The following is a 16,577-nucleotide window of genomic DNA, read 5'->3' as shown; positions in this document are numbered from 1 at the left end:
TCGTGAATGACTCGAAGAACCACTCGATCTCGATGCGGTCGTCGAGCGTCTCCGCGCGCACCGGTGCGACGAGGAACGAGGCCGGATCGAGCTCGATACCCTGTCGCGACAAGGTCGCCAACACCGTCACGTCCCGGTAATCCGGGTCGCCACCGATGGGGTTACCCCCGACCATCACGCCATCGAACGCCAAGCCGGATTGATAGGCCGTATCCGACCAATTGACCACGCCGAATTCCAGGATGTAATTTCCTGTCTCAGGGAAAGCGTAACTGGAATGGACCCAACCGGTGTAGCCGCACCCACCGCTCCAGCAACGACCAGAATCACTCCCCAACGGACTCCATACCGGTCCGCCGCGGATGATCTCGACGCTCTCGGGGGTGAGCTGCGCCTCCACATCGGGCATACCGAATCCGGGGACGATGCTGCCCGTCGAACGGGTGCGCGCCGTGAACAACAGGGCGACCTGCTCCATCGATTCGTCGAGAACCCTGGCCCAGGCGTAATCGGCGAATCCCCCGCCATCGGAAGTCACGTAATTGAAGTGAAAGACCAGCTCATCCCCGGACTCGGCGGAAAAAAGTGGCGAGCGCAGGCGTGAGCCATTGGTCCCACCGATGCCCGGCAAAGTCGCGCCACGAAAAGCGCTGCCCGTGGTGGCAACCCAACCGTACTGGGCCGCGCCTGTGGGCGATAGGGTCACCACACCGTCTTCCGGTGACGTGCCGCAGTTCCCCTCGCAGATCCAACCTGTGGGCATCCCATTCTCGAACCCGGTGGCGAAGACACCCGTCGAGATGCCGGCGAGCACGGCCAGGATCGCGAAACGCCTCCATATGAATCGTGTCATGGGGAATCCTCCGCCCCGACAATGCGCAGTCTGATGTGCACGGACTTGCTATCGCCCGGCGTGATCCGATCGGGGTCGGCACCCAGGTGGCCATCGACTCGGATGTTAGGTGACACGATCAAGTCGTCGGCCCGGATGGCCGTGACGGCCATGCCCGACACGTTCAGGACGTGGATCGGGTAAGAGCCGGCCTCGTCGAACCGATAGGCGATCGTCCCCAAGGGCACGAGGCTAGACGACGCGGCGGCCATCACCTCTATGTCCACCACGTCCTGATGAACCGGATTTCCATCCGGATCCACCAGGGCGTACTCGAGGGTCAGCATGGCATCGACATTGGACAAGCTCTCGAGACCCGCCAGGAACTCGAGCTCCACCTCTTCACCTCTGACGAGCTGGGTGGGAGCGCTATAGACATTCAGCGCGCGCAGATGGCGAGTCTCCACGACATGGATGGCCACCGCCTGTTCGGCAAGTACGACATCCCGGTGCTCGGTGAGGACCTGGACCAGCATCTGGTAATCCCCAGGTGGCCAATTTCGCGTGGACCAGGAAAACTCCCGGACAACGACCTCGCCCGGGTCGATGGTGAATCGGGCATCGCGCGGACCTCCGGGAACCGGGATCACGAAATCCTCCCGTAGATCGCTGCCGATCCCCTGCACCGTCGCGGCCATCACGACCCGCTGAGGCTCGCCTCCAATGTTCTCGACCTCGGCCACGAGAAGAACCTCTTCGAAAGCCTCATAGGCCGTGCGATCCTTGGCCAGCCGAAGGATCCGAATCCCATCTGGTGCGGCCTTCTGCAGAGGGATATCCAGACGAACGGAGCCATGTTGCTGAAGGACAAGGGCACTGGATGCGGTGAGATAGCCCGTGGCCGTCGCGGACACATCGAACGCCAGAGTGTCTATGCCTGCGATCTGGTATTGCCCGTGTTCATCGGTAGACGAAGACAGACCCCCAACGGTCACCGTGGCTCCGGCAACCGGCTGACCCGTCTCCAGGTCATAGACCCGCCCGTGGAGCGACGTCGCCGGATCCGGCGCGGGCACCAGACGCAACATCCCGATGTCGACATCCGATCCCGCGACCGCAACGAGGTTGACCGCGACCGACTGGTAGCCGGCATGAGTGACTCGCAGTCCGATGTCACCGGCTTCGAGATCAGTCAGGACGAAGGTGCCCGAACCATCGCTCGTGGTGGCTACGGCAGCACCGGCCAGCGTAATGGAAGCTCCCTCCACGGGGAGTCCGGTGTCAGCATCCAGCAGGGTTCCGGAGACTGACACCGGCCCATCCGGAATCTGTCCGTCGGCCGGATAGAGCGTGGGCGAGAAGGCCACCCGTTGACCCGCCTGCACCGTCGCGGTTGCAAGGGTCGGGTGGTATCCGGGGGCAACGACCTCGATCAGTATCTCGCCGGGCGGCACCATCACCAGATAGCGCCCATCCTCGCCCGAGGAGACCGATACATCGGCATCGCCACTGATCTCGATCTGCGCCGTCACGGGCAACCCCGTTACAGCATCGCTGACCCGTCCGGAGATCACAGCGACCTGGGGTGCCGCCGGAAGCCGCACGGTCCCCAGGTCTACGAACTGACCAGCCTCCACGGAGAGCGACTGGACGAGTTCGCCATAACCCTCGGCGGCATAGTTCAAGATGTACGACTGTGGTTCCAAGGCCGAGAGGGAAAACCGCCCGTCGTCTCCGGTCGACACAGTGACGCTGAAACCCTCGTCGCTCCCGGCGGTGACCATCACGCCATTCAGCGGCTCACCGGTGGACTCGTCGATGACACGGCCGGCGATGGCCGCCAGACCGGGCGCCGGTGGAACGATGACGGTGCGAGGCGCCTGCATGGCCCGCAGGACCAGGGCCGTGGCGAACACACTGTCATCCCAGGAGCCGTTCGCGGTCTGCCGAGCGAGCAGCTGATCCAGCGCGAACCCGTACGCGGCCGAATCCGTCGTGATCGGTACCAGGGCCAGAAGCGCCCAGGCGCTTTCCCAGGTCTCACCCCAGAGACCTTGCTGACGGTTGTTCCATAGGAAATCGGCCGCCCGCTGCAAGGGTGCGGACAGGTCGTAATCAAAGCGGTAAGGCTGAAGGACAGACAGGGCACGAGACGTCAGATAGACCGACGGGGGGCTCGACGGCGTTGCGGAGAACGAGCCATCGACATGCTGTCGTTGCAGCAGATAGCCCGTCGCGCGCCCAATTACAGCGCCGTCGACACCGGCACCCGCCAGGGCTTCCAGCGCATCCAGGGTGTCGAGGACACTGCTCTGGTCCCCTGGGCGCGCACCGAAACCACCGTCATCGTTCTGATGGGCGATGACCGCCGCCACCCCATCCGCTGCGGACTGGTCCTCCAGGCGTTGCGCGATCAGCCATCGGGATAGGTATGGCAGCGAACCCTCTTCGCTGACCGCACCCAGGTAAGTCAGACCCTTATCCGACGCGGACTCTTGTTCCAGCGCCAGGGCATCCAGGGCACGCAAGGCCTCGGTCGTGGATTGGTACGGGGGAACCTCATCGCGGGACGATGAGAACTGGCCGTTGTCCTGCTGTTGATTCAGCAGCCAGTCGACAGCCACCTCGTTTCCGCTTGCCGGAGAAGGAAACGAAGCGCATGCAATGAGATACAAGAGGACGGCGCGAAGAATCGTGCGCCAACCGATCTGCCCATCCGGCAGTCGTGACCGAGCATCCATTCCCTGTCCCTAACGGCAACTCCTGTTCCCATCGACCTTACCACAGCGTTCGTGACGGAAGCAAGCCCTCCCCTCGCAGCGGATCGGGTTGGCCCGTCGCTCGGACCGAATGCGTTCAAGCGGCCAGAGTGACGGTAGCAGGATCGTCGAGCGCTTGGAATCCTGTCCACCTAACCCAGATCAGTGGCAGAAGAAAGATCCCACGAAGGTCTGTGCCGCCATGCTTGCCACCTCGTCCGCCCTCGCTCGCTTGGCCTTCGCGACCATCGCGGCCCTAGCTCTCGCCGGCTGCCAGACGCTCGTACGCGAGGACGCGGGCGGCGAATGGGTCACGATCCCTCCCGGTAGTGCCCTCGTCCTGCATCAGCCGATCCCGGTGCCCGCTGGGCGCACGCGGGTCTTCTTCGTCGCCGGCCGTCTGAGCTCGAGCAGCTACGCCTCTGCGCCGACCTGCGGACTCGAGGTCCGCCGCCTCGATTGGGAACGGGTCCAGACCATCGCGGCCGGCCGCTACCCGATCGAGCAGGTGCAGCACTACTGGACGCTGGTCTCGCGGCTGCCGGTGCCCTCGGCAGTGGCTTGGCGCCTCGCCGATTACGGCGCGGACAGCGACAGCGGCGGCAACCCCATGATTCGCGAGGGCTATCACCTGTGGCTCGGCGGGTTGGTCGACCCGAACCTGATGCGGCTGACCTGCCTCGGCCTGTTTGACGACGCCGCGACGGCGAAACCGCCCACCCTGACCGAGATGCGGGCCGCGCTCGGGGGGCTGGCGACGATCGACATCGCCGATTGACCTCTGGACTGCACGCCAGGAACTATGCATTGCGCACCCGGCCGCTGCCAGCTGTCGCGGACCACGTCGGGGGAAGACCGCCGTCAAGACCGGGACCGACTTCAGCAGGGATCCCAAACCGGCTACGCGGGGTCTGCCGGCGCGCGATTGAACATGAAACCACGGATGGACACGGATGCAGGCGACGTAGTCGATGGTCAAGCGCATGGCAGGGGCTTTGGCAAGGCGGGCGCGTGCATTTGGCATGAATGCCCCAAGGTCTCGCGACCGGCCCTTTCGATCACGCAAGCCTTCCGTCAATGCCTCCCAGACCACCCGCCTCCGACAGGGCTCAGCGATCGGCGCGATTCCTCGCGGGCGCCTCTCGATGGGCCCGCTCGGCCAGAAACCGGTCCAGGGCGTTGGCGAAAGCCGCGCGGTCGGCAGTGCTCAGCGCGGGTGGCCCGCCGGTGATCTCGCCCAACCCGCGCAGGCTATCCATCAGGTCGCGCATCGCGAGCCGCTCGCGAATGTTGTCAGCAGTGTAGCGTTCGCCGCGGGGATTGATGACGGCACCGCCATGGTCGATCACCTGCGCCGCCAACGGGATGTCGGCCGTGATGACCAGATCGCCGGGTTGCAGGTGGGCGACGATATGGTCATCGGCCGCATCGAATCCGCGTGCCACCTGCACGGCGCGGATCAGCGGCGAGGGCGGTGGCTGCAGCGGCCGGTTGGCCACCAGTGTCAGGGGCGCTCCGACCCGCTGGGCAGCCCGATAGAGGATCTCTTTGATCACCGCGGGACAGGCGTCCGCATCGACCCAGATGTGCATGGGGTTCAGGTCAGTCATCAGAAAATGGAGAGCGCATCGGCTGCCGCATGGCAGCGAGATCGATATCGGGTTGGCACGCCGGCGCGAGGCCGGCGCTATTGATTCTGTGCGGCAATCCGCTCGGATCGCGATGGTTACGGACAGGGCCTATCGCTGGCGACCTTGGCCTCGAGTGTTGGCGGTGCGACCCGGACCTCTTTCATCACCCATTTGGGGCAGCCGTAGTAATCGATCTCGCGCTGGTTCGACGGGAAGCGTCCACAGTTGAAGTAACGCCAATAGAAGGAGTCATAGCCGCCGCAGAAGCCGGTATCCTGATCGAGGATCGGGCAATGGATCTTCTCGCAACAGCGGCTACATTCGCCGCAGGCGGAGCCGTGGGCCCATTCCGGGTTGATCTCGGTCAGATTCGGGACCGGTGCGCTGTAGGGCGGCGCGGTCAGGGGCACGTCGAACATGAACCCGCTTTCACCGCGGACCATCAAGCCGAGGACGCGCCAGCCCTGTCCATACAGGCGCAAGACCGGCCGCCAATGGCGCCAGAACCGCCAATCGCCGAAGAAATACCAGGTGGCCAGCGGGGCCGTCAGGATCCCGCCGACGACCGTGAAGAGCGCAAAGCCGATGTAGAGGATGAAGAGGACGCGGGCCGCCGCCCATTTCACCGGAAGCAGGGTCTCGGCGAGGGACAGGCCCCGCTCATGATCGCGGCCTGTCTCGGTTTGTTCGAATGGAGATGATCGTGACATAGTATTCCTGCCCCGCGTGGTTCCGGATTGATGTGGATTGTTGGTAGCCGGCGACCTTGCAATGGCCCCTTTCATCAGTTTGTCATAACCGTCGAGCGCCCTGCTACCCCGTTGTCCCTCGCGGTTGTCCGGAAGGCCGAGAACGGCATCGTGGCACCGTCGCTCGCCCGCGATCGCGGCGGCGTTGCGCGCTCGTGGCGCGATATCCCCTAGAGTTCCGTGGCTGGAAAGACCTTGACGGCTGGGCTATAAACAGCCCGACGAAGCGCCGTGAGCCGAGCACTGCATACTTCGGCGCTCCCTCGAGAACCAATAAGAAAACAAATGATTCGGAGGATTTTGCATGAGCAGGCCCATACTGTGGATGGTGGCGGCCCCCTTCCTCTACTGGTGCAGCGCCGCTCCGGCCGGGACTGGTGACGCGGCGGTCGGCGAGGACCTCGCCAATCGCTATTGCATCGCGTGCCACGGACCGGGCGGGAGCGGCTCCGGACCGGTCCCGCCGCTCGCGGGGATGCCGGCGGAGGCCCTGGTCCGCACGATGCAGCTGATTCGCTCGGGCGATCGTGAAAGCGCGACGATGGGCCAACTGAGCGCCACGATGACGGATCAGCAGTTCGTGGATCTGGGCGCCTATTTCAGCAACCTGGACCCGGTCGTCGACGCCCTCGAGGCGCAACGCCTGCACCATGTGTCCGCTCGCGTCTGCCAGTGGTGTCATGAGGATGTCTACGAGCAGTGGTCAGGATCGATGCACGCGCGGAGCACGGCGCTCAGCGACCCGATCCACGAGCTCATGTACCGCCAGGAGGTTGGGGATCCGCGCGCAGAGAACCAGGTCCATCAGCGTGCCCAAACCTACCCGGTCTGTCTGCAATGTCACGCGCCGAACGCGGCCCAGGACGGCGTCACCAAGCTGGACGCGATGGCCGCTTACGCCGAAGGCGTGAACTGTGTCGCCTGTCATCGAATCTCCGGGTACAAGGGGGTGCGGCGCGAAGGGGGCGGGCTGCGCTTGGGGCTCCTCGCGTACGAGACCTCGAGCGTCCTCCAAGGCCCCAAGGGTTATCCGTTCGATCAGGTCCGCACACCCGACAGCCCGCACACCGGCAACCCGCACATCGACAAGCTCGACGCCTTCGGTCAACGGGTCTCCGCATCCTTGCCGCTCGAGGCCAGCCCGCGCATCCTGCGAACCTCGGAACTGTGCCTGGGCTGCCACCATCTGCGGCCGAATCCGCAAGGCGTGCCGCTGTGCGCGACTGGCGACGAATTCGAGGCCAGCGGCGCTCAGGTGACCTGTCAGTCCTGTCATATGCCGGTGGTCAACGGGATCGCCCATCATGGGATGGGTGGCGGTCATGACAACGCGATGTTGGCCCGCGCCGTGCTGCTGACCGTCGATCTCGAACCGACGCTCGATGGCGTGCGAGCGCATGTCGTGTTGCAGAATAAGTTGCCGCACAAGATGCCGACCGGCGCGCCCTTCCGGAATGTTCAGATCCAGGTCACCGCGCTCGACGATAAGGGCCGCATCCTCTGGCAGAACTACCAACAGCATGCGCAGAAGGAGGCACCCGAGGCTTACCTCTTCTACCAATTGGCCGATGATCAGGGCCAACCGGCGATGCCGCCCGAGGCCACGCAAGTCGGCATCGATACGCGGCTGGACCCGCACGAACGGCGAACCATCAGCTACGACCTCCCGTTCCGCCCGGCCTTCGTCCGCGCCGAGATGTTCTACAACCTGGTGTTCGAAGGCATGAAGCCACGCGTCCTCGAACTGACCGACGACGAGGAGTTGTTGCAGCCGCGGCGGATGGCCTTCTACGAGACGCGTTACCGACCCTGATCCGAGGATCCGGTGTTACATTGAGGGGTTTCGATGAAGGCCGCGAGCACCGCAGGCGTGACCGGTGCTCGCGGCCCGATCGACCCAAGAACCCCTGATGACGCACCGGACCATGACAAGCCGCCCTTCCCCGCCCCCGCAGCAGCTGTGCCCGCAACGGGCCTGGCGCCTGTGCGTGGCCCCGATGATGGACTGGACCGACCGCCACTGTCGGTACTTCCTGCGTCTGATCAGCCGCCATACCAGGCTCTACAGCGAAATGGTCACGACCGGCGCGCTGATCCACGGCGATCGTGCCCGGTTCCTGCGATTCGACCCGGCCGAGCATCCGGTCGCGCTGCAACTCGGCGGCAGCGACCCGGCCGAGCTGGCCGCCTGCGCCCGGATGGGCGAAGACTGGGGCTACGACGAGATCAACCTGAACCTCGGCTGTCCATCGGACCGCGTGCAGTCCGGGCGTTTCGGCGCCTGTCTGATGGCCGAACCGCAACGGGTCGCCGAGGGCATCGCGGCGATGAAGGACGCGGTCCGGATCCCGGTCACGGCCAAGACCCGCATCGGGATCGACGACCGCGACAGCTATGGTGAACTGACGGACTTCGTCGGCGCGCTGCTCGCGGCCGGCTGCGACACGCTGATCGTTCACGCCCGCAAGGCTTGGCTTCAGGGGCTGAACCCGAAGGAGAACCGCGAGATCCCACCGCTGCGTTACGACTGGGTGTTCCGGCTGAAGGCCGATTTTCCGGGCCCGCCAATCGTTCTCAACGGTGGCGTCACGAGCCTGGCGCAGGCCGCCGACCTGCTCGAGCGCGTCGACGGCATCATGATCGGCCGTGCCGCCTATCAGGATCCCTGGCTGCTGGCCGACGCCGACCGGCTGCTGTTCGACGATGATCACCCGGTCCCGACCCAGCACCAGATCATCGAGGACTTTCTCCCCTACGTCGAGCGGCAACTCGCGGCCGGCGTCCCGCTGAACAGCTTGAGCCGCCATCTGCTCGGTCTGTTCCAGGGCCGCCCGGGGGCCCGCGCCTGGCGCCGCCATCTGAGCGAGCAGGCCCATCGACCCGGCGCCGGCCACCGGGTTCTGACCGACGCCGCGGCACTCGTCCGCTGAGCGAACGCCGGACGGCTCCGGCACCATGGACCAGTTGGACTGGCTCACGCTGTCGCTGATCTGCGCCTTCAGCCTGGCCTCGGCCGATGCGGCGACCAAGGCCTGGCTGCGCGACTATTCGACGCGCGAGCTGACGCTGATCCGGTTCACGCTGACCGGGGTCCTGATGACGCCGTTGCTCGCCGGCCTCCCGCCGCTGGCCGACCTGCCCGTCGCCTTCTGGGGCTGGATCGCGATCCTGCTGCCGCTAGAGATCCTCGCCATGCTGATGTACATGGCGGCGATCCGTGATCACCCCTTATCCCAAACCCTGCCCTATCTGGCCTTCACGCCGGCCTTCGTGATCCTGATCGCCGATTGGGTGCTCGGGGAGAAAGTCTCGGCCCAGGGCGCTGTTGGCATCCTGCTGATCGTCGGCGGATCCTGGTTGCTCAATGTGCAGCAGGCCCGCGCCGCCGATTGGCGAACCTGGGCGGCGCCGCTGGCAGCGACCTTTCATCAGCGCGGATCGCGGATGATGCTGGCCGTGGCCCTGCTCTACGCCGTGACCGCGACCCTCGGCAAGGGCGCGCTGCAATACATGGCCCCCGAACATTTCGGTGCCTTCTATTTCCTGCTGCTCGGCGCCGCGACACTGGTGCTCATCGGCCTGCCCCGACCGGGCACCCTGCTTCGCGTCTGGCGCCGTCCCTGGGCCGTGCTGATCGTCACCGGCCTCAACGCGATCATGGTCACGACCCACTTCCTCGCGATCCAGCTGGTCGAGGTCGCCTATATGATCGCGGTCAAGCGGCTCAGCCTCGTGATCGGCATCCTCTACGGCGCCTGGCTGTTCCACGAGGCCGGACTGCGCCAGCATCTGATGGCCGCCGGACTGATGCTGACCGGCGTCTTCCTGATCGCGTGGTGACGGCCGCGGTCAGGAAGTTGGGCGTCACGCCGTTGCGCTCGCCACAGAAATCAAATCGGCACCCGCCGCAGCATGGCGGCCAACGGGTCGAGAACCACATCCATCTCCTCGCGGCATTGACAATCCATACCTAAGCACTATGCTATTTAACAGGAATCATTCTCGTTCAGCGCTTGTCGATTTGGATCCACGCCCGCATATCCCTGATCAACGCTATGAGCCTTGAGGTGACTGCGATGAAACAACACATGCTTGCCCGTCTCGGTCAACAATCGATGATCCCGGCGATCCTGGTCACCGGCCTCGTGTTGACCATACTGCTCGTGCTTTGAGCCTTCCCTCGATGCCGGCGCCGAGCGACGACTTGGACCTACGCACTCGCGTCCGGCATCGGCTGGTCCCATGAGCGCAGGGGCCGGTGGATCACGCCCAATCGCTTCCCGGGCATCCCACCGTGTCGGGCGCGGTGACGCACCAACCGCACCCGCCTTCGACGTTCTCGCGAGCGATGCGGGGCACCGCAGGCGATGGAGCGATCTGGTTCGTACCATCAGTGCACCCTACCGCCGTCATGCTGCGGGGCGTCGGTGGCGTTACACCCAGCCCCGTGACCTGGTAGCACGCCGCCAGGCTCCTCAGTCCGCGTCATCGGAACCGGCGGTGCAACCACTCCAACGCCGTGGGAACAGGCTTTCCAGCTCGCCCGAGCGATGCCAGACGGCCAGCCCCAGCGCGAATCCACGATAGGTGACCAAGACCTGCCCAGGGGTCAGGTCGCGGACCTGTGCCGGCGCCGGCGTCAGGGTCTTCCGTCCGAGGAAGGCGTCGCGCTGCGCGGCGTCCAGTTCCAACCGGTGGCATTGCGCGTGCGGCCCGAACAGCAGGGCGCCGGCCGTGGTCAGCTTCGTTGGCCGAACGTTGGTGCGCTGAAAGAAGAGCCCGCGGCCCTCGGGGCGCGGGTGGGCCGGCGCGGCCAGATCGGCGGCGATCAGATGCAGGCCGCGGCGTGTCTGGCGATGGATCCGCCAGGCCGACCAAGCCTCCGACGACAAGCCGAACCGCGCGTTCGTCCACTCGAGCCACTCGCGATCGCCCGGTTCGATCTCGGCGGCGGCCACCACTGCATCGGGCTCACAAGGCAACGTCCGGTCCTTCTCCAGCAAGGCGACGAAGAAGCCCCCGGTGTCGTTCTGGTGTGGCCACAGCCGCAGACATTGCTCCAGCGCTGGGTCGAGCCGGCGCCCGCGCCAGTCCGTGACCCCGGGCGCCGTGGTCAGACCAGGGACCTGAAGCGGCAGCAGGTTCAGGCGACCGTCCAGCTCCGCGAGGATGTCGGCGACGACGAACTCGTTCTCTTCGGGAGCGAAGGTACAGGTCGAATAGAGGACCCGGCCGCCGGGTCGGCAGCGTTGGACGGCCTTGCGCAGCAGCGCCCGCTGGCGCGCGGCGAGGCGCTCCGATGGCTGGCCCTCCAGCCGCCGAACCTGATCCGGGTTGCGGCGCAACGTCCCCTCGCTGGTGCAGGGCACATCGGCGAGCACGCGATCGAACTGGCCAGCCGCAGTCGGATAGTTGGCGCCGTCATGGCAGGTCACGGCCGCGTTGACGACGCCGAGCCGATCCAGGTTGCCGACCAGCGCCTTGATCCGCTCCGGGGCGAAATCGTTGGCGAGAAGCGTCCCGCGATTGTCGAGGGCGAAGGCGATCTGCGCGGTCTTGCCGCCCGGTGCCGCGCACAGATCGAGCACGCGCTGCCCGGGGGCGAGATCCAACAGGGTCACCGGGAGCTGCGAGGCCTCTTCCTGTGCGTGCGCGAGCCCGGCGCAGTACCACCAGTGGCGCCCAGCACGGACACCGGCGGCGAGCCGCAGGCCGGTCGGCTGCCAACCCATCGGCTGGCTGACGAGGCCCTCGCCTGCGAGCAGGTCGGACAAGCCCGCCGCGGAGATCCGCGCCGGATTTGCCCAAATACAGGTCGGCAAGGGCGCGACGATCACCTCGGCGAAGGCCGGCCAGTCGTCGATCAGGTCGCGATAGCGGGCGCAGTAGTCGCGGACGGCGGCCGCACCGACGGCATAACGACTCACGCGCGCGTCACCGGCTCGCCGCGCGTCGGCGATCGAGACGCGCGACCAGTTCGCCGATGATGGCGCGGTAGAGCCCCTCGCCGAGCACCTTGTCCTCGACCCCGGCATCGAGACTCGGGTTGTCGTTGACCTCGATGACGACGGGGCCACGCTCGGTGACCTTCAGGTCGACACCGTAAAGACCGCTGCCGATCAGGTTGGCGGCCTTGAGCGCGGTCTTGACGACGGCCGCTGGGACCTGGTCGATCGCAACCGTCTCGAACCGCCCCTCTTCGTGGTGGCCCTGGCCATCGTGCCGGACGATCTGCCAGTGCGACTGGGTCATGAAGTATTTGCAGGCATACAGCGGCTGCCGGCCCAGGATCCCGATCCGCCAGTCGAACTCGGTGTACAGGTATTCCTGGGCCAGGATCAGGTCCGATTCCTTGAACAGCCGGGCCGCGATGCGTTGCAACTCGGTGCGGTCCGCGGCCTTGAAGACGCCGCGCGAGAAGGATCCTTCGGGGATCTTGACGACGATCGGATAGGCGATCACGGCCTCGGCCTCCAACAGATTCTCGCGGCGCAGGATCATGGTCTTCGGGCGCGGTATCCGGTTCGCCTCGAGCAGCTCGGCGAGGTAGACCTTGTTCGTGCAGCGCAGGATCGAGTCCGGGTCATCGATCACCGCCATCCCTTCGCTGTCGGCCTTCTTCGCGAAACGGAACGTATGGTGGCCGATTTGCGTCGTCTCGCGGATCAGCAGGGCATCGTATTCGGCAAGACGGCCATAGTCCTTGCGCTGGATCAGCTCGACATTGACGCCGAGTGCCTTGCCGGCGCGCACGAACTGCTGCAGCGCCTTCGGATCCGATGGCGGCAACTCCTCGTTCGGGTCGTGCAGGATCGCGAGGTCATACTTGTAGGTCAGGCGGGCGCGCGGCTGGCGCCAACGTTGCGACAGGTACCATTCCAGCGCATTGAAGAATTCGGTCTCCTGCTCGGCGGTCAGGCCGCCGATCGGCAGCGCCTTGATCGCACCGATGCGCCAGGTGCCCTGCAACCGAAATTCCACGCGCAGGATCGGGCAGCGGAAGGTCTCGAAGATCTGTCGGGCCAGCGGTTCGAACTCCTTGAGCCCGCAGTGCCCGAAGACGATGGTCAACTCGTAGGCGGTCGGCACCAGGCCGGCCTTGCGCCGCCCGAGCGCCTTCTGCACTTGCGCGTTCAACTCCTCCGTCGACAGGCTGTAGATGTCGCGGCTGGAGAGATCCTGAATCGTGCGCACCGTCGGGATCACCTTGTGGCCGCGCGCCTCGGCGAGCAATGAACAGTAGTAGCCAATGCTCAGGTAGCGATAGCCGCGGCACAGGTTGATCACGCGCAGTTGTTTGTGCGCCGAATAGTCGCCACCGGCCAGATAGTCCCGCGCCGTCACGACCGGCAAGCGCGGGAAACCGGATTTCCAGTCGGCGGCCTGCTCGACCAGCAGGACGTGCTCAGCCATGGCGGGGTTCGGCCTCCGGATCGCGGCGGGCCACCAGCACGACGGCTTGGAGCCCGGCCCGCCCATAGCGGGCCATGCGGCGAAATTCACTCTGTTGAATGGGCATATTGATCGAGTCCGACGGCGTCTCGCCGTTCTCATAGTCGACGTAGGGGTCGTTGACGTAGACGAAGTGCTCGTCGAAACCGGTCACGACGACCCAATGGGGAAACTTTTCCTCGTAGATCCGATAGGAGCTGATCAGCACCAAGGGCACGGCCCCGGCCTCGAAACGCGCCTGCAAGGCCTCCAGGGTCAAGGTGTCATAGACCAACGGGATGTCGCGCCGGTTCACCTCGGCCAGCATGTCCTCGTGCACGAGGCGCATCACCTCCTTCTTGTCCGGACTGCGCACCGAATCGACCAGCGGCACACCGCGATCGTTGACATAGACCTCGACCGCGAAGCCCCGCGCGGACGCGGCCAACGCCAGGCCGAAGGGCCCGCAACCGCCATGCCCCGAGGTCATGAAGATGGTCGTCGCCTCACGCCAGATCCGCAACTCCAATTGGCGATCGAGCAGCAACTCGGGATCCAGCGACTTCATCGCCATCATCAGCGCCGACGAGCCGCAGGTAAAATCGAGCGTCTGCTCGTAGAAGGGCACGCGCGCGAGTTCCGGCTTGAGATCCGGGGTCAGCGTCTTCTCGAAGCGCAACGCCTCCATGTGGTCTTCGTAGTAATCCGACAGGACGCCGAACTGGTGATAACCCAACCGCTCGAACAGTGTGCGCGAGGCCTGGTTGTCGCGGCGGATCTCGAGCCGGACGTAGGCCCGCTCGGCCTTCCAGGCGGCCTCCTCGGCCGCCAGCACCAGCGCCCGCCCGATGCCACGACCGCGCGCCGCGGCAGCGACGGCGATCGAGTAGATCCGCGCCGAGGCGGTCGCCTTGTTGAACAGCAGCAAGAGGTAGCCGAGGATCCCGCCCTGGTCATCGGCGACCAGCGTCTGAGCGCGCGCCCGGGTCAGCATGTAGCGGAACTGGCGGCGCGTGAGACGGTCGGTTTCGAAACAGGCCCGTTCGAGCGTCACCAGGGCATCGAGGTCGGCAAGGGTGGCGGGGCGGATCGTCAGTGGCACTGGCTGGGCATACGGCGAAACGGCTAAGCTCGGCAATCTACACCAAAGGGGTGGTCGGCCGCGATGACTCCCCGCCCCGAAAACCAGCGAGGTCTCCGATCATGCCCGCCCTGCCCCCGACCCTGAATCAGATGCTCGCCGGGCTCATCGGCACCCCGTCGGTCAGCAGCACCCATCCGGATCGTGACCAAAGCAACCGGCCGGTGCTCGATCTCCTCGCCGCCTGGCTGGCCGATCTCGGCTTCCGAATCGAGATCCTCGAACTGCCCGGACAACCGAACAAGGCCAACCTGATCGCGACGCTTGGCCAGGGGCCCGGCGGTCTGGTGCTGGCCGGCCATTCGGACACCGTGCCCTATGACGGCCACCTGTGGCGTCATGACCCCTTTCGGGTCACCGAGGCGGATGGCCGCCTCTACGGGCTCGGGACATGCGACATGAAGGCCTTCTTCGCGCTCGCGATCGAGGCCGCCCGCGGGTTGGACGCGCGCGCCCTGCGGCAACCGCTGGTGATCCTCGCGACCGCCGACGAGGAATCGGCGATGCACGGCGCCCGCGCGCTCGCCGACGCCGGCCGGCCGCTCGGCCGTCATGCGCTGATCGGCGAGCCGACCAACCTGCGCCCGGTGCGTTTGAACAAGGGCGTCATGGGCGAGGCGATCCGCCTGATCGGACGCAGCGGCCATGCCAGCGATCCGAGTCTCGGCCGCAGCGCGCTCGAAGGCATGCACGCGGTGTTGACCGAGATCCTGAGCTGGCGCGATGAACTGGCCCGGACATACCGCCACCCGGCCTTCGCGATCCCCTACCCGACAATCAACCCAGGCCATATCCATGGCGGCGACAACGCCAACCGCATCTGCGGCGAGTGCGAACTGCATCTGGACCTGCGCCTGCTCCCGGGCCTGGACCCCGAGACGCTGCGCACCGAGCTCGCGCGCCGCACCGCCGCGATCGCCGAACCGCGCGACCTGCGCTGGGAGGTTGTCCCGCTGTTCCCGAGCATCCCACCGGCGGAGACCCCGGCCGGTACCGCCATCATCCGCGCCGCCGAGGAACTGACCGGGCACCAGGCCGAGGCCGTCGGCTTCGGCACCGAGGCACCCTTCTTCAACCGGCTCGGCCTCGAGACGGTCGTCCTCGGCCCCGGCGACATCGCCCAAGCCCATCAGCCGGACGAATATCTCGAGATCGCCCGCATCCCACCGACGATCGCCTTGCTCGAGGGTTTGATTCGGCGCTTCTGCCTGACCTGATCGCGCACCGCGCGGCCAACACACGGTCGATCAGGGGAACGCACCTCGCGATGACAACTCATCATTGCGAACGCGAACGCGTATCAGTAGCATGAGAAACGCTCATCGCGACTGGCGGATCACGGCGTTGCGCCGGTGGCGAAAGCGGAGCCGGTCCCGCGACCAGGTCGCCTCGCAATCTGCCCGAGTCGGCGGGCGTTGTGCTCGTGGAGAATCCCGTCAAGAGGGCCGCGGAGCAAAGTGGGCGCTCAGACGACAATGCTTGGCTGAGAGTTCGAGGCCACCGGTGCGTCGCCGGAGGTAATCCATGGCCGATCAAGGATGACGTTAACGTCGCGATCGGCGGCAGTAGGGCGGGTACCGCCGCGAAAAATTGCTCCGCCTCGCTTCGTTCGCGGGTCGACCCACGTTCGACTTAAGGGCACCTTGAAAAATTCAAGGTGCCCGCGCGGGGCAAGGATGCCCCGCCATTTTCAGTCGCCTAAGCGACTGAAAATGACGCGAAGCGGAAATCGCATTTTCGCTTCGCGTCTTGAAAAATTGCCCGGATGGCAATTTTTCAAGGTCCCCTTAAGGACAACGGCAGGCCGAGGGAGCTCGGCGCTAGGCCATGTCGACAGCCATCCGCGTGGTGACTCAAATGAAAACGGCCCAGACTGAGAGTGTCTAGGCCGTTGTTTTTTTATGGTGCGCCCTGTGCGACTCGAACGCACGACCACCTGATTAAAAGTCAGATGCTCTACCAACTGAGCTAAGGGCGCTTGTGGGACGCCCATTATACGGAAATCGTCTCGGCACTAAAACCCAAACCCGGTCT

The 16,577-nt window shown here is 65.6% G+C and carries 12 protein-coding genes and 1 tRNA gene; 5 read left to right on the top strand and 8 right to left on the bottom strand.

Annotated elements, in window-relative coordinates:
• Nucleotides 1-853 (bottom strand): NF038132 family protein (locus tag ABC977_RS17290; protein ID WP_369668524.1); only part of this gene is annotated, 853 nt, incomplete at its 3' end.
• The gene (locus ABC977_RS17285) at nt 850-3,456 is read right to left on the bottom strand and encodes a carboxypeptidase regulatory-like domain-containing protein (RefSeq protein WP_369668523.1); all 2,607 of its coding nucleotides are present in this window, start codon (nt 3,454-3,456) and stop codon (nt 850-852) included. The genes ABC977_RS17285 and ABC977_RS17290, both read right to left, overlap by 4 nt.
• 337 nt (nt 3,457-3,793) lie before the next feature.
• Here ABC977_RS17285 and ABC977_RS17280 point away from each other — a divergent pair, with 337 nt between their 5' ends.
• Nucleotides 3,794-4,369: a hypothetical protein gene (locus ABC977_RS17280; protein ID WP_369668522.1), complete on the top strand. Its 576-nt coding sequence runs from the start codon at nt 3,794-3,796 to the stop codon at nt 4,367-4,369.
• 331 nt (nt 4,370-4,700) lie between these two features.
• Here the strand turns inward: ABC977_RS17280 and ABC977_RS17275 are convergent, their stop codons facing one another.
• Both ABC977_RS17275 and ABC977_RS17270 read right to left on the bottom strand, forming a co-directional pair.
• Nucleotides 4,701-5,183, bottom strand: coding sequence for a YaiI/YqxD family protein (locus ABC977_RS17275; RefSeq protein WP_369668525.1), 483 nt, complete (start codon nt 5,181-5,183; stop codon nt 4,701-4,703).
• A gap of 134 nt (nt 5,184-5,317) precedes the next feature.
• Entirely contained in the window at nt 5,318-5,932 is a 615-nt protein-coding gene (locus ABC977_RS17270) for a hypothetical protein (protein ID WP_369668521.1), read from the bottom strand.
• A gap of 343 nt (nt 5,933-6,275) precedes the next feature.
• On the opposite strand from ABC977_RS17270, the gene ABC977_RS17265 reads away from it, so the two are divergent.
• The 3 genes from ABC977_RS17265 to ABC977_RS17255 all read left to right on the top strand — a co-directional run bounded on the left by ABC977_RS17265 (nt 6,276) and on the right by ABC977_RS17255 (nt 9,811).
• Complete coding sequence (locus tag ABC977_RS17265; RefSeq protein WP_369668520.1) at nt 6,276-7,784, top strand: multiheme c-type cytochrome; 1,509 nt, start codon at nt 6,276-6,278, stop codon at nt 7,782-7,784.
• A gap of 112 nt (nt 7,785-7,896) precedes the next feature.
• The gene (dusA, locus tag ABC977_RS17260; protein ID WP_369668519.1) at nt 7,897-8,901 is read left to right on the top strand and encodes a tRNA dihydrouridine(20/20a) synthase DusA; all 1,005 of its coding nucleotides are present in this window, start codon (nt 7,897-7,899) and stop codon (nt 8,899-8,901) included.
• Nucleotides 8,902-8,926: 25 nt separating this feature from the next.
• A complete protein-coding gene (locus ABC977_RS17255; protein WP_369668518.1) occupies nt 8,927-9,811 on the top strand; it encodes an EamA family transporter in 885 nt (294 codons plus the stop codon).
• Nucleotides 9,812-10,446: 635 nt separating this feature from the next.
• On the opposite strand, the gene ABC977_RS17250 is transcribed toward ABC977_RS17255, so the two are convergent.
• Genes ABC977_RS17250 through ABC977_RS17240 form a run of 3 tightly spaced genes read right to left on the bottom strand, consistent with a single transcriptional unit; the run spans nt 10,447 to nt 14,504 of the window.
• Entirely contained in the window at nt 10,447-11,898 is a 1,452-nt protein-coding gene (locus ABC977_RS17250) for an RsmB/NOP family class I SAM-dependent RNA methyltransferase (protein ID WP_369668517.1), read from the bottom strand.
• Between the two features lie 7 nt (nt 11,899-11,905).
• The gene (locus tag ABC977_RS17245; RefSeq protein WP_369668516.1) at nt 11,906-13,384 is read right to left on the bottom strand and encodes a RimK family ATP-grasp domain-containing protein; all 1,479 of its coding nucleotides are present in this window, start codon (nt 13,382-13,384) and stop codon (nt 11,906-11,908) included.
• Nucleotides 13,377-14,504 (bottom strand): peptidase C39 family protein, encoded by a 1,128-nt coding sequence (locus ABC977_RS17240; RefSeq protein WP_369668515.1) that lies wholly within the window; start codon nt 14,502-14,504, stop codon nt 13,377-13,379. Before ABC977_RS17240 ends, ABC977_RS17245 begins: the two co-directional genes overlap by 8 nt.
• 101 nt (nt 14,505-14,605) lie before the next feature.
• Between ABC977_RS17240 and argE the strand changes: the two genes are divergently transcribed.
• On the top strand, nt 14,606-15,760 hold the full coding sequence (gene argE / locus ABC977_RS17235) for an acetylornithine deacetylase (protein ID WP_369668514.1): 1,155 nt from the start codon (nt 14,606-14,608) through the stop codon (nt 15,758-15,760).
• Between the two features lie 685 nt (nt 15,761-16,445).
• Here argE and ABC977_RS17230 read toward each other — a convergent pair.
• Nucleotides 16,446-16,521: transfer RNA gene (locus ABC977_RS17230), tRNA-Lys, on the bottom strand.
• Nucleotides 16,522-16,577: the final 56 nt, after the last annotated feature.

This window comes from Thioalkalicoccus limnaeus (assembly GCF_041197575.1).
Lineage (GTDB): Bacteria > Pseudomonadota > Gammaproteobacteria > Chromatiales > Chromatiaceae > Thioalkalicoccus > Thioalkalicoccus limnaeus.
The sequence above is the reverse complement of the archived record's forward strand: the minus strand, read 5'-3'. Positions and strand labels throughout refer to the sequence as shown.